Genomic DNA, 21,869 nt, shown 5'->3' with positions numbered 1-21,869 from the left:
AACGCCAAAATTACCTGATAATTACATTCTCACAACCGAAGCTGTGGAACAGCAATGGATTGATCCAATGATCGGTATGGAGAACATTCGACCATAAACAGGCAACATCAGTTGGAAGTGTGAAGTATCAGCCCAGAAAAGACACCCGAAACGCTAACGTTTCGGGTGTCTTTTCATTGGAAAGGTAGATGCTCCATCTGAAGAACTTCCACAGATCAAGAGGCTGACTGTTCCTCCCTCATTACTATTTTTTCACACCACAATAACTGTGTTTTATTTGTTAGTTGTAAATCAAACGATTGTTTTTCTAAATCTTCCCCATCTTCTTGACCATATTGGGGAATAGTAGAAACAATTCGAAGTTTGCTTGTTGTATAGTGATGGAAATACTTCGAGTGCATTTGTTTCTTCTGTAATAATAAAAGAAGCAACCAAGCGATTTTAAATAGATTTACTCGTTCAACAACCACGAAGTCGATAGTTGGCTTGGTCACATCTGCAGTAGGAACAATCGATACTCCTCCACCAAAATAAGGATGATTAGTTGCCGTACATAGAAAGGCTTTTTTAAAATTCACACGTTTCCCACCAATATCTACAAGAATCGGAAAGCCTTTTTGTGAGAAAAGAGCATATAGTAAAGAAAAAATATAAGAAAGCGAGCCTAAATTATACTTATTCAATCGTTTTTTTGCATTGGAATGATTCGTAGTATGAACGATTGCTGCATCTAAACCAATCCCGAAATTATTGAGTGCCAGCCCTTCGCGATCGTTTACTTTTTCTTCATAATGCAACACATTTATTTTTTGTGGTTCTTTGGTTGCTAAAATCGTTTCTAAAGCTTTTTCTGGATCTCTACTTAACCCAATTCCACGAGCAAAGTCATTGCCTGAGCCGGCTGGTATGAAGCCGACAGGAAAAGATACACATAAATGATGAAACGTATTCAGGACTTGATGAAGCGTACCATCTCCTCCAATGACGATGAGAAGTGGGTACCATCCGATAGTATCAGCATCGATATCCTCTTCCCATTCAATGAGGGTATCTTCGGCTAAATGTTCCGCTATAAGGGCATCGTGCCCTTTATATTCACTATAGTGAACCGTATAGGAAAGTTTCTTTTGATCCAAAATTGGTAAAATCTTATCCGCTGTTTTCTTTCCGTTTCCGCTACCAGCAGCTTGGTTGATTAATAGGTGATAATGAAAATTCATTTTTTCCTCCTGGAATGCACCAAAGTATCGTGTACCTGAGTTGAGAAAACAAGTCTTGTCGGGCTCCTTCATGAGTTCTCATTAACATACGATAGCAAGGCGACATAGTCAAAAGGAGAGCAAGCAGTGTCAGATTTAATCAACAGCTGTGAATACTTGTGGTTTTAGTCATGTAAATAGATCAACGATGCTTTACTAAATCGTCTCACCCTGAGTAAGCAGTGGTTGAATAATAGAGTCAACCACTGAAGGTTCAACAAAGCATCTCGTCATTATTGTCAAAAGAATTACAATCTTGGTTATTATAGCAGAGGTTTGGGGAAATGAAAAAGAAGTTAAGTTAGAAAATACAATAAAGAACAAACGAAAAAACGTAGGTAAAAGATAGAAACAAAGAATTGTCTGGAGAGTATTAGTCAACAGCGACACTCATTTTTTTGATAAGAAGAGTGCGATTCCTTTATCTATCAAGCCTCAATCTCTCAATGAGGCTGTTCAATAAGGTCTTGCGCTAACTACTCGAGGTGTCTTGCTTGTTTTTATTTCTTTTATTTTTTATAACAATCTTTTCAGGGTAAGGTAAAAATGCTGAAATGGTGGGGTGGAGGGAAGGTTGTAATCTAGAATTGTTATGTTATAATACGCCTTGCGGTTCATCAACCATCCCGCATTAACAAAACTAGGAGAAATGAGGAATAGAATATGGAGAGAACAAAGAGTAGGCAACGACTGATGGTAGTCGTTATTAATGGGTTGATCATGGCCTTATATCTAGCGTTAACGATTTTGGTAGCACCTGTGTCTTCGGGGCCAATCCAATTTCGTATTTCAGAAAGTTTGAATCATTTAGTTGTATTCAATCGAAAATTATTATGGGGTGTCTTAGGTGGCGTGATTGTTTATAATGCCATTTATGGTTTTGGTGTCATGGATGTGATTTTCGGTGGTGGTCAAACACTACTTGCATTAGGACTAACGGCACTTATCCAAAATAAAGTGAAAAATGTCAAAGTGCGCTTAGCATTAAATACAGCGTTCTTTACAATCAGTATGTTTATGATTGCTTATATGTTAGTACCAACTGGCGGTCAAGCGTTTTGGACAACGTATGGTACACTTGCGTTAAGTGAATTTATCGTGATGGCTGTTTCTGCGCCATTGATGTATTATCTAGACCAAGCAGTGAAATTCAACGATCGTGTATGATTGTTTTTAATCGAGTAAAAAAGCCAGGAATTCCAAAAGTCGTAAATGATTTTGGGATTTCTGGCTTTTTTGAAATATGATTTTTCGAAAAATAGTTAGTAAATATCAACCACTAAACAGGTTTTTATTTATCAGTATCTTGTAAATTTTCAATTTCGATCACTTTGTAATTTTTCTTTTCTAAGTGATTGACGATCGAATCACAGACACTTTTTTCTGTATGAGCTGGTAGAGTGATCAAGGTACGACGGATGTATTCATCTTTTTCGATATCCAAAGTGATACAACTAGCAATGCTACTATATTTTGCGATGATTTTTGAAATCGCCGCTAAGTCACCTTGTTTACCTGTCGAAGCAATCGTCAAGACGTAGCTTCCTTGTTCTACGCTCCAAGACTGAGACAACATACCAAGTAAGGTACTGTGTGTCAAAATCCCATAGAAATGGTTTTGGCTATCAAGTACAGCAATGTATGGAAGCTCTTTGATCGTAAAGAATACTTTAAAGAAAGAAGTATCTAAATAAATGAATTTTGTTGCGTTTTTCAATAGATGAGTGACTGGTAAAGTCATATCGCCGCCATTTGCTTTGTGACGATAGATGTGCATTTTATAAATATTCCCACGGAAAATATTTCCGGAAGTATCAAGAATCGGTACACAACGGTAACCGGATGTTTCTAAAATTTCTAGTGCTTCTTCCAAGTTGCTTGTCTCAGAGACGGTAGTCAAATCTTTTTTCTTGTAAACAAGAGTTTTTAATAGCATAGTCATACCTCCAGATTGTTCATTTTTAAAATCCTTTAAGTAATCATATCATAACTAAAATAAAAACAGTAGAGCGTATGATCACTAATTGACATAAAATAATTTAAATGATAATGTAGTATGGTATAAATTTAGTTTTCAGTGAGGAGGGGAAACGGATGGCAAAGAAAAAAGCGGCATTAGCATGTTCCGTTTGTGGTTCTCGAAACTATACTAAGTCGATTAGTGAAGGAAAAAGCGGCGAGCGTTTGGAAATCAACAAATTTTGTAAATATTGTAATCAATACACATTACATAAAGAGACAAAATAACAAGGAGGAGGCTTACGATGAAATTTCTTAAAAGTGTAAAAGATGAAATGAAACAAGTGACTTGGTCAAGTAAAAAACAATTACGTAAAGATACACTAGTCGTTATCGAAACGTCGATCATCTTCGGACTAATGTTTTTCGTGATGGATACAGCGATCCAAAGTCTGTTTGCATGGATCTTGCAATAATTCAATAAGTTTATCTAAATAAAAGGCGAGCTATCCATGATTATCAATCAATTGGAAGCTCTATTTTTTTTGATAGTAACCGTGAAATTTCAACAAGTTTTTTGTGAATCATTGATCATTCTTTTGCTTTGCTAGTTGATAAGTAAGGAGGAACATATGGAAGTTCATGAATTATTAAAAAAATGCGTGTTGACAGAGGCATCTCTCAAAAAAAGCTAGCCGATGGAATTGTTTCGCGGGAAACGTTAGCTAAATATGAGAATGGGAAAAATCATTTACCATTATTAGTCTTTTTAGAATTATTAGAACGCTTGAATATGACGATCGATGAATTCATGTTTTATCTTGATGGAGATAAAGTATCTCAAAAAAATTTGAGTTTGAAGAAAATATTCCGGAATCTAGAAAAAAAATAGTGGTGCAATCAATTATCAATTAAAAAAACTAGCCCAAGAAGTAGAATACTCAGATGATTTAGTCGTCATAAGAAATTATCTTGCTGTCAAAACTTATAAGTGGTATGAGGGAATCGGTGGTGTAAAAAAATTAAATAAAAAAGATACTAACTATCTGAAAAGATTATCTGATTATTTAGAGAAAATCGATGAGTGGGGAAGATTTGAAATGACGACTTTTGCTACTCTCATCTATTTATTTGAAACAAGTTACATCAAACAGCGATTGAAAGAAGTAGAAAAGAATGTGATGAAAAAAGGAGAGTTGGAGAGCTTCCATTCCATATTATCAGGTATTTATAATAATGTGTTTTTACTGATGATTGAAAGAGAAGAGCTAAAATTAGCTAAGTATTATTTGGAAAAACTATGTGAGACTCGACGTAGAATTATTTTTCAGCGAGAAACTGAAATATATCATCGGTTTTATCAACTTGTACTTGCGCACATCGAAGGAGAGGCTGTCAGTAATAAAATAAAGGATTTTATTATGGGATTAGAATTGATTGGAGCGAGCAAGTTGAAGAATGAATTTTTAGCTGATTTACATAGATTTGAAACACAATACGAGATTGAACATATTTTTAATATATGAGGCTAAAAGAGATTTCTTGTTTGCTTATTTAGGGAGAGTTTGAACTGATCGGACTATCTGAAAATGTAGATATGTATTGATTCATACAACATGACTCTTATTTTGAATGGTTTTCAAAAGTATCCTTTAGTATTTTTACTTCTTTTTCTAAAGATGAGACTTTTAAACTTAAAAAGAAAACAGTGAGACAGGAGAGAATCAAGGCGAGAGAATCTAACCAATCAAAAACCGTTGCAATGAGTTGTCTAATTGTTTCCATGGGGATACCTCCTCTCGTAAAGTTCTTTAAAGCTCAATAAGATGCCTTATGACTATAATTGTACATTGTAGGAATAAATAATATTGACATGGGTATGTATTTTCCTATGCCTTTTCGCTGAATAACAAAAAATAAAAAAATTTATTGATTCATCTTTATAAAATAAGCTTTTTAAGGAATTATTTTTTTTCAAAAAAACAGTAGATAATATAATTTCTGCACCAAAATAAGAATAAATAACGCTTTTTAAATTACTAGAGAACTAAAAATAAGTCACTAGTAAAAACCAGCAAACGGTGCTATAATCAAAGAGAGGAAAAGCTTCGGGGAACTGAGGTTTTTTTATTTTACAAATGAAATGAGGAGCCTTCAATGGAATCTTTTGAAAAAAATTGGTATGTATTGCATACATACTCTGGATACGAAAACAAAGTAAAAGCAAATATCGAGTCACGTGCGCAAAGTATGAAAATGGCTGATTTTATTTTCCGTGTCGTTGTTCCTGAAGAAACAGAAACTGAAGTGAAAAATGGGAAAGAAAAAGAAATCGTTCATAAAACATTCCCTGGATATGTCTTAGTAGAAATGATCATGTCAGATGCTTCATGGTATGTTGTCCGTAACACACCGGGCGTTACAGGTTTTGTTGGTTCTCACGGAGCAGGAAGTAAGCCTGCACCTTTATTACCGGAAGAAGTAAATCATATCTTACGTTCAATCGGTATGAGTTTACGTCAAAACGAACTGAAAGTAGAAGTTGGCGAAGTTGTTAAGATCATCGAAGGAGCTTTTGCTGGATTAGAAGGTCAAGTGACAGAAGTCGATGAAGAAAAAGAAAAACTAAAAGTAAACATTGACATGTTCGGTCGTGAAACAAGTACAGAGCTTGATTTTGATCAAGTAGATAAAATCGACTAAACAGTGATCAGAATAATGGAGGAGTTGGGATGCCTAGTCATCTCAGCTCTTTTTTGTCTTGAATGAAAGGAGTGAGAAAAGTGATAAAACAAAATGAAGTGAATTTTAATCGGGTGCTAAGTGGCATGGTGTTGCTGGTACTGCTAATCCTCTCTGGTTGTCAAACGCAAGAAAACAAGAGCCAAAAAGAAACTGCCTCTACTGAAACAACGAGGACAAGCCAAGTAGAATCCGTAGAAAAGGGGAGTATGCCTACCTTATTTGTTCACGGATATAAAGGAACAGTGAATTCATTCAAAGGAATGATCGATCGGTTAGAAGGAGAAAGCAAAGGGCAACAAGAATTGACATTGACTGTAGATACTAATGGGAACGTTCAAGCGCAAGGGGAGTTATCAAAAGAAGCAACCAATCCAATGATCCAAGTGCTTTTCGAAGACAATGAAAATAATGAGTGGAATCAAGCAGAATGGATTCGTGCATGTCTGGTTTATTTGCAGACAACTGATCAAATCAACAAAGTGAACATTGTCGGACATTCGATGGGTGGAGTCAGCGGCCTCCGTTATCTAGTCACGTATGGCCAAGAAACAACTTTACCGCAAGTTGAAAAGTTTGTAGCACTAGGCGCACCGTTCAATGACTTTGTGGATGATAGCGGTCAGAATTTAGCTGATTTACTCGAAAATGGGCCAACAGTGGTGTCTTCAAGGTATCAAGATTATCAAACAATGATAGGGAATCTCCCTACCGACACACAATTTTTATTAGTTGCAGGGCAGTTGAGTGAAGTAGAGCTAAGTGATGGAACTGTTCCGCTGAATAGTGCATTGGCAGTTTACGCCTTATTGAAACAACATGGTAACCCTGTAATGGAAAAGGTCGAAGAAGGTGAAGGTGCTTCACATAGTATGCTTCATGAAAATGAAGAAGTGGATCGAGAAGTTAGTCAGTTTTTATGGAATAGTTGAGTCGAATAAAAAGAGTAATTAACGAACGTTTTTGGGTGAATGTTCGGTAATTGCTCTTTTTGGGTTTCCAGAAAACCGATTTTCTGTTTCGTATGAGATGTATTCCTCGACACTTTTGATAATTAACTCGCATTAATTACTAATAATCGTTTGGCGGATAAACATAGATAACTAAAAAAAATAAAATGAATACGAGTATTTTTTGTATAAAACGGATAAACGCAGGTTTTTTACGATGTTTTTCATATAACTCATGTTTTTTTCTGAATATATTACAAAGTTTTCTTGAAAATGTTCGTATTTTTTCTTATAATGAGACAGAACACGAATGAGGGGGAGAACAATGAGGAAGAATGTTCCGTATTTGATCATTGCGCCAGGAACGATCTTATTACTATTTTTTATGATTTTGCCATTGGTCAATATTATATGGCCAACTATTTTTACTGAAACAGGTGCTAGTCTAAGTGCTTACACCAGTTTTTTGACAGATGATTTCAATTTGAAGATTTTTCTTCGAACAATTCGCGTTTCTGTCATTGTGACGTTGATTTCTGCCGTTTTAGGTATTCCAACTGCTTATTTTATTGCAGGTGTGGGTAAAAAGTGGAAAAGTTTATTGATGGCAATGACGATGTTTCCATTATTGACCAATTCAGTCATCCGTAGTTTTGCTTGGATCAACATTTTAGGAAGGACAGGAGTAATCAATAATTTCTTGATTCGCATAGGACTGATCGAACAACCCATCGCCTTACTATATACGGAGTTTGCAATTATTATCGGGTCTGTCTATTTATTCTTACCTACCATGGTCATGACACTTGTTGGCGTGATGGAAAATATTGAGAAAGAAACACTGGAAGCTGCCGAAACGTTAGGTGCGAGTCCGTTTAAAACGTTCTATAAAATTGTCATGCCGCTTTGTATACCTGGAGTGATCGTTGGCAGTATTTTAGTATTTACAGGCACATTGACGGCTTATACGACACCACAACTTTTAGGTGGGAACCAAAATATGATGATGGCGACTTTCTTATACCAGAAAGCATCGACTTTAGGTGATTGGACTTCAGCAAGTGTCATTGCATTGATCATGATCATCACGACTCTGATGGTGAATAAAGGATTGAATATGATTGCTGCACGTTTAGATCGGAGGGAAATGAATCATGCGTAAGCAAAAAGGGATGACGATCATCGCAGTATTAGTTTTTGCGTTTTTGTTTTTACCATTAGTGATTATTGTTGTAACGTCTTTTGGACAATCATCGACGATACAATTTCCGATTGATGGATTCTCATTAGAATGGTACAAGAAAGCACTAAGTTCTGAAACATTTATGAATAGCTTTAAATTGAGTTTAAGTATTGGCGTAGGGGCTACTCTGTTAGCTTTATTAGTAGGCGTGCCGACTTCTTACGCACTTTCTCGTTACCACATGAAGAGTAAACAGCTTTTTAAAAATTTCTTTTTGTCACCAACGATGATTCCGGGTATCGTTGTCGGCTATTCCTTGTTCCAATACATTGTGATCAAGTTTAACTTGCCGGTGATCCAAGCTTTATTGATTGGTCATTTTTTGATCAGCCTACCGTATATCATTCGCGTCGTAGGTTCAAGCATGGAGCAATTAGATTTTTCGATTGAAGAAGTTGCCTGGACGTTGGGTTGTACCAAAACCCGCGCTTTTATGCAAGTCGTCTTACCAAATGTTTCTTCTGGAATATTTGCGGCGTTTATGCTGGCTTTTGTCAACTCATTCAATAATGTACCAGTTTCAATGTTTTTATCTGGACCAGGAGTAACGATGTTGCCCACTTCATTGTTGAGCTACATTGAATATACGTATGACCCGACTGTGTCGGCGATTTCAGTAATGATCATGGTATTAACCGTTTTCTTGATGTTTATTATTGAGAAAACGTTAGGATTGGCTTCAATCGCTTAACTATTGAGTGAAGAAATCGAACCGTACTTGAGAATGACTGGAAACTATGAGGGGGAGAACCGTGAGTTTTGTAAATTTGAACAATATCCGTGTGAGTTATGACGGAAAACAAAATATATTAGAAGATTTGTCTATTTCAATGGAAAAAGGAGAGCTAGTTTCTTTATTAGGCCCCAGTGGTTGCGGTAAAACAACGACGCTACGTGTGATTGCTGGATTGATTTCGCCGAATGAGGGCTCTTTTGTTCTGGAAAATCAAGAATTAGTGAAAGTTCCTGTGCATAAACGTAATTTTGGTATGGTATTTCAGAGCTATGCGTTGTTTCCTCATCTAACGATTGCTGAGAATGTTGCTTTCGGTTTGAAATTGCGTAAAGAAAATAAAGCGGATATCGCCAAGAAAGTAGCAGATATGTTAGCAATCTGTGGCTTAGAACAGTTGGGTGATCGTTACCCGAAACAACTATCAGGTGGGCAACGTCAACGAGTGGCATTGGCTCGAGCATTGGTTATTGAACCTAAGTTACTACTCTTAGACGAACCATTAAGTAATTTAGACGCTAAACTACGTGTCCAAATGCGGATCGAGATCAAACGTATTCAACAACAACTTGGTATCACAACAGTTTTTGTGACCCACGATCAAGAAGAATGCTTTTCGATCTCGGATAAAGTCGCGGTCATGAATAATGGCGTTATCGAGCAATATGATACACCGGAAACAATCTATCGGCATCCCAAAACTCGTTTTGTTGCACATTTTATCGGTTTTGAAAATTTCTTTCCAGTTGAACCAATCGAAGGCATCCGCTATCAAGCAGCAGGGAATGTCATTGAGACACCTTATGAGCAACCGATAGCAGAACGATTAGTAGCGACGATCCGTCCCGAAGATATCGAGATTGCCTCTGATGCGACACATAACGTTGTAAAAGGTGAAGTGAAAGTCAGAACATTTTTAGGGAAAAGTTACCAGTATGAAGTGACAACGGCTTTAGGTAAGTTCTTAGTAAACGGTACGGATAAACAAATTTACCAAGCAGGGGATCAAATCAACCTGCATTTCCCAAAAGATAAAATCGTTCTTTTGGAAGATAAATAAGCAAAGAAAAGGGGAAAAATCAGTGAAAAAAGGCTTTCTAGTAAGTTCAGTAGTTTTAGCGAGTATGTTTGTATTGACAGCTTGCGGTGGAGGATCTGAAACTAATTCATCCGAAGCGAAAGAGTCAAAAGATCTAGTTGTATCAACATTTGGTTTAAGTGAAGATATCGTGAAAAGCGATGTAATGGATCCTTTTGAAAAAGAATTCGATGCGAAGATCACAATGGATCTAGGGAACAGTGGCGATCGCTTCAACAAATTAATCAGTAATCCTAGAGGAATCGACGTGATTGAGTTAGCGCAAGCGAACTCAGCGGATGGCGCTTCTCAAGAATTATTTGAAAAACTAGATGAATCAAAAATCCCGAATTTAGCGGACTTAACTGAAGGAGCGAAGGAAGTCTTTGATAGTGGTGCGGGTGTTCCGATTGCTGTAAACAGTGTAGGTATCGTTTACGACAGAGAAAAAGTTGGAAAAGAAATTACTAGCTGGTCAGATCTTTGGGATTCAGCATTAGAAGGAAAAATCTCGATCCCGGAAATTACTACGACTGCCGGTCCTTTGATGATGTATATTGCAAGTGATCATGCGGGTGTAGCGATTGAAGATGACAATGGTGAGGCAGCATTTGAAGCCTTAGAAGAATTGAAACCAAATATCGTTAAGACCTATGCAAGATCTTCTGACTTAGCAAACATGTTCCAAGCAGGAGAAATCGAAGCAGCGATCGTGATGGATTTTGCTTATGATATCGTCAAAGGAGATTCTGATACGATCGAGTATGTTGTACCAGAAAGTGGCACATATGCGAACTACAACACGATCAATATTCCAAAAGAAGCAGCGAATAAAGAATTGGCTTACTCATTCATCAACTATAGAATTAGCGAAGAATCACAAAAAACAAAGGCACTTTCATTAAATGAAGCACCGACGAATGATAAAGTGGAGTTGAGTGAAGAAGAAGCTGGTAATATGACGTATGGGGCAGTTGCTGATCGCGCAAAAAATATTGACTTTGATTTCGTGAATAGTCAAATGACTGACTGGATCGATCGTTGGAATCGTTTGATCAACCAATAAACATTTTCCTATAACGGGAAATCATTGAAAAAATAAACATTGGGGTGGTTGTGTCGGAAGCGCACAGCCCCCTATTCTTGTCTAAGGACAATAAAAGTGAGGGAAAAATGTGAAGATTGACTTACTGATTAGAGATGCACAAGTGTATAACACAGCCAAACAATGTTTTGAGAAGAAACATGTCACAGTCAGCGGTGAAAAATTTTATTACATCACAACAAAGGATCTGAGTCACTTGGAGATCCTTCAAGAAATTGATGGCCGAGGGAAATACATGATTCCTGGCTTGATTGACAGCCACATGCACATTGAGAGTTCAATGACTACGCCAAGTATTTTTTCAAAGGCCGTTTTACCATTTGGTGTGACTACAGTGATTGCGGATGCGCATGAGATGGCAAATGTTTTTGGGCTTGAAGGGTTGACTGAATTTATGGCTGCAGAAACGGAATTAGATATTTTCCATGCAATCCCATCGTCCGTTCCTTCCACTACACCTGAACTAGAAACTACCGGTGGCATCATTGGGTTAGCTGAAACAGAAAAGTTGTTAGACAATCCAAAAGTGATTTGTTTAGGCGAAGCCATGAATTTTCACGGCATTGCCCATGAACCAACTTCGCTGATTCGCCAAATTATTGACCTATGTAAAGAAAAACGTCCGACCATGCCGTTAGAAGGACATTGTCCTAAAATTTACGAAGAAGAATTGGCAGCATTTATGTATAGCGGGATTTCTTCTGATCATACGCATCAGTTTCCGGAATCCTTAGCAGAAAAAATTGAGAACGGCATGTTCATCCAATTCCAAAACAAGTCGATCACACCGGAAAATATGGCGGTGATCACAGAAAATGAATATTATGACTATGCTTGTCTCATCACTGATGATGTGATGGCAGACGATTTACTCACTGGTCACTTAAATGAAAATTTGAAAAAGGCAGTAGAGGCGGGGGTGCCGATCGAACAAGCAATCTATATGACGACTTATACGCCTGCACGTAGAATGGGTTTGAATGATCGTGGATTGATTGGACCTGGACGAATGGCTGATTTTATTTTGTTAGATGATTTATCCACATTCGCTATTTCTGCGGTCTTTAAATCGGGCAAAGAAGTCTACAGGCAAGGTAAGGCGATCACTTATCCAGAAAAAATCGAACAATTTCCTACTTCATACAGTCAAACGGTCCATTGTAAAAAGCTTTCTTTAGACGATCTAAGGTTGCCAGTCAAAACGGATTTGGCAAGTGTTCGTTGTAATGTTATTCGTAAACATGAGGTTGGTACATTTACAGAACGGATCACGAAGAAAATTCCGGTGAAAGATGGGTACCTCGATTGGGAAAATTCAGATTGCGCCTTATTGCTCGTGATGGAACGTTATGGAAAGAATGGCAATGTGGCGTATGCTTTGATGGAAGAACCCATTTCAAAACCAGGAAGTATTGCGACGACTTGGGCGCATGATCATCATAACGTGATGGTGATGGGGAATAACTGCCAAGACATTCTGCTGGCTCAGCAAAAATTGTTGGAATTACAAGGTGGCTATGTGGTAGTTAAAGAGGGCAAATTAACAGCAACTTGCCCGCTACCGATTGGCGGGATCGTTTCACAAGCGCCAATTGAAGAGTTAGGCCAAGACTTAAAAACTGTGCGTAGAGAAATGCAAAATCTAGGCTATAAAAACATGAATGAGATCATGTCGTTTTCTACGTTGTCACTACCAGTTTCACCTGCAATCAAAATGACAGATAAAGGAATGATGAATACGAAAACACAGGAATTTTATCCGCTGGTTTTTCCAAGTGATGGTGTTTTGTTATGAGTACACTGATAAAAAATGTCCACGTTCTAACGATGGATGATCAACTGACTGAATACAAAAACGGGTATGTACGGATTGAAGAAAATCGTATCATTGAGATAGGAGAATGGCAGGAAGGGATAGCTTCTGCGGAGGAAGTCATCGATGGAGCAGGCGGCATCTTGTTGCCAGGTTTTGTGAATACACATACCCATGCTGGGATGATTCCTTTTCGATCTTTAGGAGACGATGTGCCAGATCGGTTACGACGGTTCTTATTTCCATTAGAAGCGTTCATGACGCCAGATCTAGTGGCAGCAAGTACAGCATATGCAATTAGTGAAATGTTGCTTAGTGGTGTGACAGCTTTTTGTGACATGTATTATTTTGAAGATCAAGTCGCGCAAGTATGTGATCAGTTTAAGATTCGTGCGATTCTTGGTGAAACGATCATTGATATGCCTGTGTGTGATAATGTAGAGCCTTCTGGCGGCTTGACTTATTGTGAGACATTCCTGCCAAAGTGGAAAGATCATCCATTGATTACGCCTGCGTTGGCTCCTCATGCGCCGAATACCAATACCTATGAAGGGCTGAAGCGGACAGTTGAATTGAGTGAACGATTCGATGTGCCGATCACCTTGCATGTGGCAGAAATGGACTATGAAATGCAGGAATTAGTGAAGCAGTATCAACAAACGCCATTCGAGTTATTAAAAGACTTAGGTTTTATGAACAGACCGTTGATCATGGCCCATTGTATCCATATGACAGAAGCAGATATTGCCTTGGTCGCTACAGCAGGAGAGCAAGTCGGAATTGCGCACTGTATCGGCGCGAACACAAAATCAGCGAAAGGTATAGCACCAGTTAAAGCCATGCTGTCTGCGGGGTTAACTGTCGGGTTAGGTACAGACGGTCCAAGTAGTGGCAACACTTTAGACCTCTTTGCACAAATGAAGCTCTTTGCCAATTTCCATAAAACCTTTGAAAAAGATCGTGCGCTTTTCCCAGCGAAGGAAATTGTCCGTTTAGCCACTAGAGGTGGGGCGGAATTGTTAGATTTTAAAGAGACTGGTCAGCTTGTTGTAGGGAACAAGGCAGATTTTATTGTAGTTGAGACGCAGTCTGTGAATATGTTTCCGATTTTTGATCCATATTCTGCCTTAGTTTATTCAGCGAATGCTTCCAATGTGGCCCATGTATGGGTGGATGGCAGACAACTCGTACGTGATCATCAGTTAGTCCATCATGATTTTAAACAAATCAAAGCGGATCTCTATGAACAAATGGGGCAATTTGTGTTTGAAGCAAAGCAGAGGATGTAAGAAACAAACCGAATAACCATGGCAGCAAATTTGCTGCCATGGTTATTCGGCATATCTTTGGCGATAACGAATTTTTGTGCATTGTCTGATTCAGCTTTTGATATAAGAAGTAACTATGATTGTTTTTCTAAGATTTCTTTCGTTAGTCGTTTCGCGGTAGGTGTCACTGCAAGTCCGCCTTCTGCTGTTTCTTTGAAAATCGAAGGCATTTGTCTGCCCACTTGGTACATGGCAGCGACTACTTCATCAGGTGGGATCACGCTTTCGATGCCAGCTAAAGCCATATCAGCTGAGATGAATGCTTGTGACGAACCTAAAGCATTTCTTTTAACGCAAGGGACTTCGACGAGACCAGCTACAGGATCGCAGATCAAACCCATCATATTTTTAAGCGTGATTGCCACCGCTTGGGCGGCTTGGTGAGCTGTGCCGTTTTTCGCACAAACCAAGGCAGCCGAAGCCATCGCACTCGCCGATCCAACTTCTGCCTGACAGCCACCTTCAGCCCCGCTGATTGATGCGTTGTTTGCAATGACCAAGCCAAAAGCGCCAGCTGTAAATAAGAAGTCGAGTTGTTGTTCATGGGTTAATTGCAAACGATCACGTACGGCCATCAAGACACCTGGGACAACTCCTGCGCTGCCCGCAGTAGGCGTTGCGCAGATCAATCCCATTTTGGCATTGACTTCGTTCACAGCAATCGCATTACGAACCGCGGTCAAGATTGTTTCGCCACTAAGAAAATCAGCGTTAGAAAGATAGTTGTCCATCTTTTTGGCATCGCCGCCAGTAATTCCTGTGACAGAAGTTACGCCGGCATTTCCTTCTGCGATAGATTGTTCCATCACGAGTAGATTCTTTTCCATGATCTTGATGATCTGCTCACGAGAACGACCGCTCATCTCCATCTCAACTGCGATCATCAATTCGGCAACGCTAGGGTAGTCTTGTGCTTGTTGGACTAATTCTTCAATTGATAAAAACATACCTCGTCTGCTCCTTTACTCGAAATAATTGACACTGTCAATATTTGGTAACTGTTTTAGTTTTTTTACGGTATCTTCTACTTGAGGATCGTCCACTTCCATGATCATAATGGCATTTTCGCCTTTTGACTCACGAGTAACTGTCATTGTACCGATATTGGTGTTGGTTTCTGAAAGAATATTGGTGACTTTAGCAATCATGCCAGGAACGTCTTGATGAACGATGATCAAGGTAGGTGTTCCCATGCTTAATGAAATCTTGAAGCCGTTCAATTCAGAAATCTGGATGTTACCCCCACCAATTGAGATGCCTGTAACCGAAAGCTTTCGACTGCCTTTTTTCAACAACATTTTGACGGAATTAGGATGATCGGCTTTTTCACTTTTAGGTACGAATAATACTTCCATACCTGCTTCATGAGCCAACCTTAACGAATCTGCTAAACGAGAATCATCAGGTTCCATGCCTAATAATCCTCCAACTAAGGCAATATCAGTACCATGTCCACGATAGGTTTTGGCAAAAGACTCATATAGGTAGATGTCAACAGAATCTGGTTGATCACCAAAAATACTACGGACGATCTTTCCGATTCTTGCTGCTCCAGCAGTATGCGAACTGCTCGGTCCAATCATGACAGGACCAATAATATCAAATACACTTCTGTATTTTAGATCTTTCATTATTTCACCTCATTAGAATAGAAGAACTTATTTGTTATATATAATATGTATTAGGTTCATACAGGCGTAAGTTTAGCATAAATAAGCGATTTATAAAGAGATTTCTTCACGTTTTAACCAGATATTTAGCTTTTTTTTGGATAAAGGTGAAAATAATCAGAAAAAATTGTTGAAAAAAGAGAAAAATTTGCTATACTGTATCAGTGTGCATTCGTTATGTACATGATATGTCAATTGGTTTTAAGATCAACTGACAATACGTGGGAGGAGAAATATGCATCTCCAATTAACCACATCACGGACTTAAGGAGGTATGTCTCGTGGCAAAGAAAGTAGAAAAAATCGTTAAATTGCAAATTCCTGCAGGTAAAGCAACTCCAGCTCCCCCAGTAGGTCCTGCACTAGGTCAAGCGGGTATCAATATCATGGGATTCACAAAAGAATTCAATGCTCGTACAGCTGATCAAGCAGGTTTGATCATTCCAGTTGTGATTTCTGTATACGAAGACCGTTCATTCACATTCGTTACAAAAACACCACCAGCTGCAGTATTATTGAAAAAAGCAGCGAAAATCGAAAAAGGTTCAGGCGAACCAAACAAAAATAAAGTTGCTAAAGTTTCTAGCGATCAAGTAAAAGAAATCGCTGAATTAAAAATGGAAGACCTAAACGCAGCTAACGTTGAAGCAGCAATGCGCATGGTTGAAGGAACTGCACGAAGCATGGGGATCACTGTAGAATAATCTACACCCTAAGAAAGTAGCTTCTCAGTTGGCCCTGTATTGAAAGGTATAGGACACGTGGGAGGTACAACCGTTATAACCACAATCAAGGAGGAACCAAAATGGCTAAAAAGAGCAAAAAAATGCAAGAAGCATTGAAAAAAGTGGATTCAAGTAAAGTTTATTCTGTCGCTGAAGCAGTAGCATTAGCGAAAGAAACAAACATTGCAAAATTTGATGCAACAGTTGAAGTTGCATACCGTCTAAACGTAGACCCTAAAAAAGCAGACCAACAAATTCGTGGAGCTGTTGTATTACCAAACGGAACTGGTAAAACACAAACTGTTTTAGTATTTGCTAAAGGAGACAAAGCAAAAGAAGCTGAAGCAGCTGGTGCAGACTTCGTTGGTGACGACGACATGGTTCAAAAAATCCAAAACGGATGGTTTGACTTTGACGTAGTTGTTGCAACACCTGACATGATGGCTACTGTTGGTCGTCTAGGACGTGTATTAGGACCTAAAGGCTTAATGCCAAACCCTAAAACTGGTACTGTAACAATGGACGTAACAAAAGCAATCAACGAAGTAAAAGCTGGTAAAGTAACTTACCGCGTTGACAAAGCTGGAAACATCCACGTACCAATCGGTAAAGTTTCTTTCGACAACGAAAAATTAGTTGAAAACTTTGCTGCGATCCATGATGTATTAGTGAAAGCTAAACCATCTGCAGCTAAAGGTCAATACATGAAAAACATTACTGTAACAACAACATTTGGACCTGGTATCCATGTAGACCAAGCTTCTTTCTAATCCAACGATTAGAACGTTGATTGATCCAACTGAAAAATAATTCTTGACTCAACTAGTTTAGCGTGCTAAGCTAGTTGAGGTTAATAATTAACTTGTACCGAAGACAGTAGGTGGCGTAGCCTTAATTTCCTACCGAGGACGTTTATTGAATATATTCAATAGTCCCTCTATGTCTACGGTGGCATAGAGTTTTTTGTTGTGAATCACTAAGAACGAAGAGATTAGATGATGAACAATACTCATTGAGTTGAGCGAAAGGAGTCTCCTTTCGAGCGCAAGCGAGTAGAATCACTAAGAACGCAGTGATTAGATGATGAACAAACGATTCAGTCGTAAAAAACTCTTCCATCAAAATTCAGGAGGTGAAACTCAAAAATGAGTGAAGCAATTATCGCAAAAAAAGCAGCAATCGTTGACGAAGTAAGTGCAAAATTTACTGAAGCAGCTTCTGTAGTCGTAGTTGACTACCGTGGATTAACTGTTGATGAAGTAACTCGCTTACGTAAACAACTTCGTGAAGCTAACGTTGAAATGAAAGTTATCAAAAACTCAATCCTTTCACGTGCAGCGAAAAAAGCCGGCCTAGAAGGCATGGACGAAGTTTTCACTGGCCCTACAGCCGTTGCATTCAGTAACGAAGATGTAGTAGCACCAGCGAAAATCATGGACGAATTTGCTAAAGAAGCAAAAGCATTAGAAATCAAAGGCGGTATCATCGAAGGTAAAGTATCTACATTGGAAGAAATCACAGCATTGGCAAAATTGCCAAACCGCGAAGGACTTCTATCTATGTTGCTATCTGTACTACAAGCGCCAGTCCGCAACGTGGCTTACGCTGTCAAAGCAGTCGCAGACAAAGAAGATGGAGATGCAGCTTAATCGCCGCATAGCATAAACAATAAATAAAAAAAGAACATTTAAAATGGAGGAAACAAAAATGGCATTGAACATTGAAAACATCGTTGCTGAGTTAAAAGAAGCAACTATCCTAGAACTTAACGACCTAGTTAAAGCTATTGAAGAAGAATTTGGCGTATCTGCTGCTGCTCCTGTAGCTGCAGTTGCTGCTGGTGGCGGTGCTGCTGCTGAAGAACAAACTGAATTCACTGTAGAATTAACTGCAGCTGGAGACCAAAAAGTTAAAGTTATCAAAGCAGTTCGTGAAGCAACTGGCTTAGGCTTGAAAGAAGCTAAAGCTGTAGTTGATGGCGCTCCTGCACCAGTTAAAGAAGGCGTTTCTAAAGAAGAAGCTGAAGAATTAAAAGCTAAACTTGAAGAAGTTGGCGCTTCTGTAACAGTTAAATAATTTTATGAGTGCTGAATCCTTTGATTTCAAAGGGTTTGGCGCTTTTTTTATTGTTTTGACCATACTTTTGACCATACTGCTAAAAATTAAGGTATCTGGCGAATTTTTCCGCCGAGGTATCTTTTTGCTTTTTAGTGACATGGGCATAAATGTTCATTGTTGTTTGGATATCCGAATGACCGAGTCGATTCCTAACATCCTGTATAGATAAACCAGCTTCAAATAATAAGCTGCAGTGAGTGTGCCTAAAACCATGTATCGTGATATCCTTTATTCCACTTTCTTTGCAAAGCCTTTTATGAATATTATTTGGTCTAATTGGATCTAGGTGATTATTATTTTTTGAAGCAAAAATTATTTGATTAGGTCTTAGTGAGTTGTGGCCATAACTTAGCAAGTATTTCCTCTGATCTTGGCGCCATTTTTTCAATATATCAAGGGTGATATCATCTAAGGAAATTTCTCGAACTGAAGATTGAGTTTTTGGATGGTTGATGACAATTTCATTTTTTGTATTTCTTGCGATTGTTTTATTGATCGTTAGCAATTTTCTGTCGAAATCCACATCTTCCCAAGTTAGTGCTAAAGCTTCTCCTTTTCTGATACCAGTAAAAGCAAGTAATCTAAAGAATGGATAGGAGAGTGGAAATTTGTCTTTTTTAGCGACTTCTAAGAATTTTTTTAATTCGTCTGATTCATAGAATTTGACTCGTTTATCTTTTTTTCGAAACTTACCTTTTGGAATATATACTTCTTTCATCGGGTTTGTACTAATAACATTTATTCGCACGGCATAATCAAAAACAGCTGTAGTATAAGTTTTTAAAGCTTTATAAGTTGCATATTCATCTTTCCATTTATTAACTGTTTTCTGGCAATAGGCCAGTGTAAAAGATGAAATTTTTTTGTTTCCAAAATATTGAAAAATGTTTTTATCAAAAAGAAATTTAACTCTTGATAGAGTGCTATCTCTAACAGTGCTTTTGTATTCTTCAAACCACATTTCTTGGATCTCTATAAAAGTATAATTTTTTTCAGGTGTGTATTTGTTATCTTGTGCCTGCAATTCAAGCCTAGATTTTGCAATCTTTGCTTCCTTCTGTGTTTTAAAACCACGCCTAGTTGTATAAAGCTTCTTTCCAGTGGCAGGATCGATCCCTAAATAAGCTTTAAACATCCAATATTTTTTCCCATCCTTCTTTTCATATTCCTTAATCATAAGATTCCTCCGTTACCATCTTTTATATTGTTTTAGCGAATATATGTTCTCTTTTTGTCAAAAAAATATATTGTTGGCATTGGCGCCAACGAGATATTCTGTCATAAATGCTTTAACTAAAGGTTCGTATCGTACTTCCATTTCATAACTTTCCAAGAAATTAATACAATCAAAAGAGTCTGGATTAAATTCTGGATCATTTAACGTAACCTCAAGCATTTTTTCAATCATAAATTCCTCCGCCTCGTTTTCCATTTTTGAATGCAAAGCGTAAGTTCTTCTGTATAACACATAATTTTCTTTATGCTGAGCAGCATGACCCAATTCATGTAAAAGTTTAAGTAATTTAATTCGATCAGGCAATCGGGAATCTATAACAATCGTGTTTATTATAGCAATATACTTAGCATCAGCATCGAGCTCGGGTACCTCAATAACAGCTACCCCAAGCTCGTCTATAATCTTGTCTACTTCATTATCCAAATCCAAAAAATCACCTACTCAGCATCAGAATTATTTTCAATATACGCTTCGATAATACCAGTGAGAACCTTCCTATCATGTTCAGTTAAAGGTTTCCCATCACTGCTCATAACGGAAGCAAGGGCTTCCTCAACGGTAAACTGTGGCTTCTCAGACGTTCCTGCAGTAGGATCATCGGTTCTTCCTAATAGGTAATCAGTAGAGACATGGAAATAGTCAGCTACTAGCTGAAGTTTATCTGCTGTAGGACTGCTAGTTTTCCACTTATAAAATAAATTTTCTCCTAACCCGAGTTCAAGTGCAACTTGCTTCGGGTTTTTTCCACGTTTCTTCGATAATTCTTTTATTCTATCAAACGTTGTCATAGCAATCTTCCTTACATCTTCGAGATGAATAATTGTAAAAAAAGATATTTTTCAGTTGACTTAAGTATCTTTTTCGATTATATTTATCTCGTAAGCTAATTTAATAAGCTAAAAAGCAACAAGAAAGAGACCTAGTAAAAATAAACAATTCGACGTCGCCAAACTAAGAATGTTGATTTAATAGGGATAATTCTAGGCTTATTTAACTATGTCTAAATGGTACCCTATTCGATACTTGTTGTCAACGGAAATTAGCTAATTTTATTAGCTTACAAATTTTAAAAGGAATGAGGTGAGCAGAATGGAGAAATCAGATGGGAAAGGAGTAGTCGATGTTCATATGAAAAACAAAGAGGAAGCTAGAAAGTATCAAAAGGCTATCCGAGAAACAGAATTAAATATTTTAGAATTCATTAACACGACTATCGAAATTAATGAGACTAAAAACAATCCTGAAATGGTGTCAGCATTAGCAGGATTGCTCAAGGTAGTTAAACAAACATTTTAGGATTTTACAATTTTTACATGTGTTACTTGATTTAGATTTACAACAGAGTCTTGATCATATCTAGATTGTCCAACATAAATCTGATCAGGGAATTGCTCCATACGATCTAGTAACTCATTCGCAGAATAACTTTTCTCGCTCGTGAAGTAGAATCTAACTATTTTACCAGAGGTTAATGCATCAATAATTATTTGCTTCATTTAATCACTCTCCTTTCAATTTATTTCAACAAATGAGTTGATAGGAGAATTATATCAAAATTATTAAACACGTTTAAGAAAAATAAGAAAGAAGGTGTTAAATGTGTCACAAGATTTCATTGTCAAAGTCAGAATTCAATTAGCGAAGTATGGGAAGTCTCAAAATTGGTTAGCTGATACTATCGGAATTTCTAGACCTTATATGTCTGACATTATGAACGGAAAACGCAGTCCTGAAAAGCAAATTAAACCAATCGAGGATGCGTTAGCTTTATTGAGGGAGGGGAATAGTTAATGGATTTGCATATACCAGATGAACAAATTCAAAAGCAAGTAGCATCAGGAATCGTTAGTTTGGCAGTAGCAGAGTTTGAGAAGCGCATCAAAATGATGACAAAGACTGCTGAGCTACC

Annotated in this window: 28 protein-coding genes and 1 other annotated feature; of the genes, 19 read left to right on the top strand and 9 right to left on the bottom strand. The window is 37.9% G+C overall.

Annotation, left to right across the window (positions count from 1 at the left end; genetic code table 11):
- Nucleotides 1-215 precede the first annotated feature (215 nt).
- The gene (locus ACH0AK_RS11940) at nt 216-1,220 is read right to left on the bottom strand and encodes a diacylglycerol/lipid kinase family protein (protein ID WP_023520408.1); all 1,005 of its coding nucleotides are present in this window, start codon (nt 1,218-1,220) and stop codon (nt 216-218) included.
- A gap of 702 nt (nt 1,221-1,922) precedes the next feature.
- Between ACH0AK_RS11940 and ACH0AK_RS11935 the strand changes: the two genes are divergently transcribed.
- Nucleotides 1,923-2,426 (top strand): QueT transporter family protein, encoded by a 504-nt coding sequence (locus ACH0AK_RS11935; protein WP_019722317.1) that lies wholly within the window; start codon nt 1,923-1,925, stop codon nt 2,424-2,426.
- A gap of 124 nt (nt 2,427-2,550) precedes the next feature.
- Here ACH0AK_RS11935 and cbpA read toward each other — a convergent pair whose 3' ends face one another.
- On the bottom strand, nt 2,551-3,195 hold the full coding sequence (gene cbpA / locus ACH0AK_RS11930) for a cyclic di-AMP binding protein CbpA (protein ID WP_010734268.1): 645 nt from the start codon (nt 3,193-3,195) through the stop codon (nt 2,551-2,553).
- 158 nt (nt 3,196-3,353) lie between these two features.
- Between cbpA and rpmG the strand changes: the two genes are divergently transcribed.
- The 4 genes from rpmG (at nt 3,354) to ACH0AK_RS11910 (ending at nt 4,744) form a co-directional block, all read left to right on the top strand.
- Nucleotides 3,354-3,506 carry a 50S ribosomal protein L33 gene (gene rpmG / locus ACH0AK_RS11925; RefSeq protein ID WP_005878997.1) on the top strand — a complete coding sequence of 51 codons (153 nt, stop codon included), beginning with the start codon at nt 3,354-3,356 and terminating at the stop codon, nt 3,504-3,506.
- A gap of 17 nt (nt 3,507-3,523) precedes the next feature.
- A complete protein-coding gene (secE, locus tag ACH0AK_RS11920) occupies nt 3,524-3,694 on the top strand; it encodes a preprotein translocase subunit SecE (RefSeq protein ID WP_010734269.1) in 171 nt (56 codons plus the stop codon).
- A 182-nt stretch (nt 3,695-3,876) separates the two neighbouring features.
- Entirely contained in the window at nt 3,877-4,110 is a 234-nt protein-coding gene (locus ACH0AK_RS11915; protein ID WP_023520407.1) for a helix-turn-helix domain-containing protein, read from the top strand.
- Between the two features lie 7 nt (nt 4,111-4,117).
- Nucleotides 4,118-4,744, top strand: a complete 627-nt coding sequence (locus ACH0AK_RS11910) for an Rgg family transcriptional regulator (RefSeq protein ID WP_306795957.1) — start codon at nt 4,118-4,120, stop codon at nt 4,742-4,744.
- Nucleotides 4,745-4,841: 97 nt separating this feature from the next.
- On the opposite strand, the gene ACH0AK_RS11905 is transcribed toward ACH0AK_RS11910, so the two are convergent.
- Entirely contained in the window at nt 4,842-5,003 is a 162-nt protein-coding gene (locus ACH0AK_RS11905) for a hypothetical protein (RefSeq protein ID WP_010734271.1), read from the bottom strand.
- Between the two features lie 372 nt (nt 5,004-5,375).
- On the opposite strand from ACH0AK_RS11905, the gene nusG reads away from it, so the two are divergent.
- The 8 genes from nusG to ACH0AK_RS11865 all read left to right on the top strand — a co-directional run bounded on the left by nusG (nt 5,376) and on the right by ACH0AK_RS11865 (nt 14,171).
- Complete coding sequence (gene nusG / locus ACH0AK_RS11900) at nt 5,376-5,921, top strand: transcription termination/antitermination protein NusG (RefSeq protein WP_010734272.1); 546 nt, start codon at nt 5,376-5,378, stop codon at nt 5,919-5,921.
- A 125-nt stretch (nt 5,922-6,046) separates the two neighbouring features.
- A complete protein-coding gene (locus ACH0AK_RS11895; RefSeq protein ID WP_228065561.1) occupies nt 6,047-6,892 on the top strand; it encodes an alpha/beta fold hydrolase in 846 nt (281 codons plus the stop codon).
- Nucleotides 6,893-7,235: 343 nt separating this feature from the next.
- Nucleotides 7,236-8,072 (top strand): ABC transporter permease, encoded by an 837-nt coding sequence (locus ACH0AK_RS11890; RefSeq protein WP_023520405.1) that lies wholly within the window; start codon nt 7,236-7,238, stop codon nt 8,070-8,072.
- A complete protein-coding gene (locus tag ACH0AK_RS11885; RefSeq protein ID WP_010734275.1) occupies nt 8,065-8,844 on the top strand; it encodes an ABC transporter permease in 780 nt (259 codons plus the stop codon). Before ACH0AK_RS11890 ends, ACH0AK_RS11885 begins: the two co-directional genes overlap by 8 nt.
- Nucleotides 8,845-8,905: 61 nt before the next feature.
- The gene (locus tag ACH0AK_RS11880) at nt 8,906-9,946 is read left to right on the top strand and encodes an ABC transporter ATP-binding protein (RefSeq protein WP_023520404.1); all 1,041 of its coding nucleotides are present in this window, start codon (nt 8,906-8,908) and stop codon (nt 9,944-9,946) included.
- Nucleotides 9,947-9,968: 22 nt separating this feature from the next.
- Nucleotides 9,969-11,030 carry an ABC transporter substrate-binding protein gene (locus ACH0AK_RS11875; RefSeq protein ID WP_023520403.1) on the top strand — a complete coding sequence of 354 codons (1,062 nt, stop codon included), beginning with the start codon at nt 9,969-9,971 and terminating at the stop codon, nt 11,028-11,030.
- 109 nt (nt 11,031-11,139) lie between these two features.
- Complete coding sequence (locus ACH0AK_RS11870) at nt 11,140-12,864, top strand: adenine deaminase C-terminal domain-containing protein (protein WP_062806143.1); 1,725 nt, start codon at nt 11,140-11,142, stop codon at nt 12,862-12,864.
- Entirely contained in the window at nt 12,861-14,171 is a 1,311-nt protein-coding gene (locus ACH0AK_RS11865) for an amidohydrolase (RefSeq protein ID WP_023520401.1), read from the top strand. Before ACH0AK_RS11870 ends, ACH0AK_RS11865 begins: the two co-directional genes overlap by 4 nt.
- A gap of 113 nt (nt 14,172-14,284) precedes the next feature.
- Here the strand turns inward: ACH0AK_RS11865 and sdaAA are convergent, their stop codons facing one another.
- Both sdaAA and sdaAB read right to left on the bottom strand, forming a co-directional pair.
- Nucleotides 14,285-15,157 (bottom strand): L-serine ammonia-lyase, iron-sulfur-dependent, subunit alpha, encoded by an 873-nt coding sequence (gene sdaAA, locus ACH0AK_RS11860; protein ID WP_023520400.1) that lies wholly within the window; start codon nt 15,155-15,157, stop codon nt 14,285-14,287.
- A 15-nt stretch (nt 15,158-15,172) separates the two neighbouring features.
- Nucleotides 15,173-15,841, bottom strand: a complete 669-nt coding sequence (gene sdaAB / locus ACH0AK_RS11855; RefSeq protein WP_010734281.1) for an L-serine ammonia-lyase, iron-sulfur-dependent subunit beta — start codon at nt 15,839-15,841, stop codon at nt 15,173-15,175.
- A gap of 320 nt (nt 15,842-16,161) precedes the next feature.
- Here sdaAB and rplK point away from each other — a divergent pair, with 320 nt between their 5' ends.
- The 4 genes from rplK (at nt 16,162) to rplL (ending at nt 18,681) form a co-directional block, all read left to right on the top strand.
- Complete coding sequence (rplK, locus tag ACH0AK_RS11850) at nt 16,162-16,584, top strand: 50S ribosomal protein L11 (RefSeq protein WP_010734282.1); 423 nt, start codon at nt 16,162-16,164, stop codon at nt 16,582-16,584.
- Nucleotides 16,585-16,685: 101 nt separating this feature from the next.
- Nucleotides 16,686-17,375, top strand: coding sequence for a 50S ribosomal protein L1 (rplA, locus tag ACH0AK_RS11845; protein ID WP_010734283.1), 690 nt, complete (start codon nt 16,686-16,688; stop codon nt 17,373-17,375).
- A 79-nt stretch (nt 17,376-17,454) separates the two neighbouring features.
- Nucleotides 17,455-17,580, top strand: a sequence feature (ribosomal protein L10 leader region).
- 170 nt (nt 17,581-17,750) lie between these two features.
- On the top strand, nt 17,751-18,254 hold the full coding sequence (gene rplJ, locus ACH0AK_RS11840) for a 50S ribosomal protein L10 (protein WP_010734284.1): 504 nt from the start codon (nt 17,751-17,753) through the stop codon (nt 18,252-18,254).
- A gap of 58 nt (nt 18,255-18,312) precedes the next feature.
- Nucleotides 18,313-18,681 (top strand): 50S ribosomal protein L7/L12, encoded by a 369-nt coding sequence (gene rplL / locus ACH0AK_RS11835; RefSeq protein ID WP_010734285.1) that lies wholly within the window; start codon nt 18,313-18,315, stop codon nt 18,679-18,681.
- Between the two features lie 79 nt (nt 18,682-18,760).
- On the opposite strand, the gene ACH0AK_RS11830 is transcribed toward rplL, so the two are convergent.
- Genes ACH0AK_RS11830 through ACH0AK_RS11820 form a run of 3 tightly spaced genes read right to left on the bottom strand, consistent with a single transcriptional unit; the run spans nt 18,761 to nt 20,748 of the window.
- A complete protein-coding gene (locus tag ACH0AK_RS11830; RefSeq protein WP_430607953.1) occupies nt 18,761-19,900 on the bottom strand; it encodes a site-specific integrase in 1,140 nt (379 codons plus the stop codon).
- 57 nt (nt 19,901-19,957) lie between these two features.
- A complete protein-coding gene (locus ACH0AK_RS11825; RefSeq protein ID WP_430607950.1) occupies nt 19,958-20,383 on the bottom strand; it encodes an ImmA/IrrE family metallo-endopeptidase in 426 nt (141 codons plus the stop codon).
- Between the two features lie 14 nt (nt 20,384-20,397).
- Nucleotides 20,398-20,748, bottom strand: a complete 351-nt coding sequence (locus ACH0AK_RS11820) for a helix-turn-helix domain-containing protein (protein WP_430607947.1) — start codon at nt 20,746-20,748, stop codon at nt 20,398-20,400.
- Between the two features lie 301 nt (nt 20,749-21,049).
- Between ACH0AK_RS11820 and ACH0AK_RS11815 the strand changes: the two genes are divergently transcribed.
- The gene (locus tag ACH0AK_RS11815) at nt 21,050-21,256 is read left to right on the top strand and encodes a hypothetical protein (RefSeq protein ID WP_430607945.1); all 207 of its coding nucleotides are present in this window, start codon (nt 21,050-21,052) and stop codon (nt 21,254-21,256) included.
- On the opposite strand, the gene ACH0AK_RS11810 is transcribed toward ACH0AK_RS11815, so the two are convergent.
- A complete protein-coding gene (locus ACH0AK_RS11810; RefSeq protein WP_430607942.1) occupies nt 21,253-21,456 on the bottom strand; it encodes a hypothetical protein in 204 nt (67 codons plus the stop codon). The genes ACH0AK_RS11815 and ACH0AK_RS11810 overlap by 4 nt on opposite strands.
- A gap of 103 nt (nt 21,457-21,559) precedes the next feature.
- Here ACH0AK_RS11810 and ACH0AK_RS11805 point away from each other — a divergent pair, with 103 nt between their 5' ends.
- Nucleotides 21,560-21,751 carry a helix-turn-helix transcriptional regulator gene (locus ACH0AK_RS11805; protein ID WP_271524997.1) on the top strand — a complete coding sequence of 64 codons (192 nt, stop codon included), beginning with the start codon at nt 21,560-21,562 and terminating at the stop codon, nt 21,749-21,751.
- Nucleotides 21,752-21,869 lie beyond the last annotated feature (118 nt).

Source organism: Enterococcus pernyi, from assembly GCF_045371165.1.
Lineage (GTDB): Bacteria > Bacillota > Bacilli > Lactobacillales > Enterococcaceae > Enterococcus_B > Enterococcus_B pernyi.
The sequence above is the reverse complement of the archived record's forward strand: the minus strand, read 5'-3'. Positions and strand labels throughout refer to the sequence as shown.

Bases quoted from the DNA above. Each gene is read 5' to 3' on its own strand.
- cbpA (WP_010734268.1), bottom strand. From the start codon at position 3,195: ATGCTATTAAAAACTCTTGTTTACAAGAAAAAAGATTTGACTACCGTC.
- ACH0AK_RS11810 (WP_430607942.1), bottom strand. From the start codon at position 21,456: ATGAAGCAAATAATTATTGATGCATTAACCTCTGGTAAAATAGTTAGA.
- sdaAB (WP_010734281.1), bottom strand. From the start codon at position 15,841: ATGAAAGATCTAAAATACAGAAGTGTATTTGATATTATTGGTCCTGTC.
- ACH0AK_RS11830 (WP_430607953.1), bottom strand. From the start codon at position 19,900: ATGATTAAGGAATATGAAAAGAAGGATGGGAAAAAATATTGGATGTTT.
- ACH0AK_RS11905 (WP_010734271.1), bottom strand. From the start codon at position 5,003: ATGGAAACAATTAGACAACTCATTGCAACGGTTTTTGATTGGTTAGAT.
- ACH0AK_RS11865 (WP_023520401.1), top strand. From the start codon at position 12,861: ATGAGTACACTGATAAAAAATGTCCACGTTCTAACGATGGATGATCAA.
- nusG (WP_010734272.1), top strand. From the start codon at position 5,376: ATGGAATCTTTTGAAAAAAATTGGTATGTATTGCATACATACTCTGGA.
- rpmG (WP_005878997.1), top strand. From the start codon at position 3,354: ATGGCAAAGAAAAAAGCGGCATTAGCATGTTCCGTTTGTGGTTCTCGA.
- rplA (WP_010734283.1), top strand. From the start codon at position 16,686: ATGGCTAAAAAGAGCAAAAAAATGCAAGAAGCATTGAAAAAAGTGGAT.
- ACH0AK_RS11935 (WP_019722317.1), top strand. From the start codon at position 1,923: ATGGAGAGAACAAAGAGTAGGCAACGACTGATGGTAGTCGTTATTAAT.
- ACH0AK_RS11895 (WP_228065561.1), top strand. From the start codon at position 6,047: ATGGTGTTGCTGGTACTGCTAATCCTCTCTGGTTGTCAAACGCAAGAA.
- sdaAA (WP_023520400.1), bottom strand. From the start codon at position 15,157: ATGTTTTTATCAATTGAAGAATTAGTCCAACAAGCACAAGACTACCCT.
- ACH0AK_RS11890 (WP_023520405.1), top strand. From the start codon at position 7,236: ATGAGGAAGAATGTTCCGTATTTGATCATTGCGCCAGGAACGATCTTA.
- ACH0AK_RS11820 (WP_430607947.1), bottom strand. From the start codon at position 20,748: ATGACAACGTTTGATAGAATAAAAGAATTATCGAAGAAACGTGGAAAA.
- ACH0AK_RS11885 (WP_010734275.1), top strand. From the start codon at position 8,065: ATGCGTAAGCAAAAAGGGATGACGATCATCGCAGTATTAGTTTTTGCG.
- secE (WP_010734269.1), top strand. From the start codon at position 3,524: ATGAAATTTCTTAAAAGTGTAAAAGATGAAATGAAACAAGTGACTTGG.
- ACH0AK_RS11940 (WP_023520408.1), bottom strand. From the start codon at position 1,220: ATGAATTTTCATTATCACCTATTAATCAACCAAGCTGCTGGTAGCGGA.
- ACH0AK_RS11815 (WP_430607945.1), top strand. From the start codon at position 21,050: ATGGAGAAATCAGATGGGAAAGGAGTAGTCGATGTTCATATGAAAAAC.
- ACH0AK_RS11915 (WP_023520407.1), top strand. From the start codon at position 3,877: ATGCGTGTTGACAGAGGCATCTCTCAAAAAAAGCTAGCCGATGGAATT.
- rplL (WP_010734285.1), top strand. From the start codon at position 18,313: ATGGCATTGAACATTGAAAACATCGTTGCTGAGTTAAAAGAAGCAACT.
- rplJ (WP_010734284.1), top strand. From the start codon at position 17,751: ATGAGTGAAGCAATTATCGCAAAAAAAGCAGCAATCGTTGACGAAGTA.